At 67.3% G+C, this 489-nt stretch carries 1 protein-coding gene; it reads left to right on the forward strand.

What is annotated here, in order from left to right:
- On the forward strand, positions 1–489 hold a 489-nt coding region (locus LMJ29_RS10520), incomplete at both ends, for an Ig-like domain-containing protein (RefSeq protein WP_229605475.1).

Consider the following 489-nt stretch of genomic DNA (forward strand, 5'->3'; position numbering starts at 1 on the left):
CGATCCGGCCCACGGCAGCGTGGTGGTCAATAGCGACGGCACCTACACCTACACCCCGGACGCCAACTGGAGCGGTGCCGACAGCTTCGACTACGTGGTGACCGATGCGGATTCCGGCGAGTCCCTGACCCGCAGCGTCACGATCACCGTGACTGCCGCGACCGACCTGGTGGCCGTCAATGACACCGCCACCACCGCCGAGGACACTCCGGTCTCCGGCGATGTGTCGGCTAACGACAGCACCAGCTCGGGCGGCGCCCTGAGCTTTGCCAAGGCCAGCGACCCGGCCCACGGCAGCGTGGTGGTCAATAGCGATGGCACCTACACCTACACCCCGGACACCAACTGGAACGGTGCCGACAGCTTCGACTACACGGTGACCGATGCGGCCTCGGGCGAGTCCCTGACCCGCAGCGTCACGATCACCGTGACTGCCGCGACCGACCTGGTGGCCGTCAATGACACCGCCACCACCGCCGAGGACACTCC

The organism is Pseudomonas oryzagri (genome assembly GCF_020831405.1).
GTDB lineage: Bacteria > Pseudomonadota > Gammaproteobacteria > Pseudomonadales > Pseudomonadaceae > Geopseudomonas > Geopseudomonas oryzagri.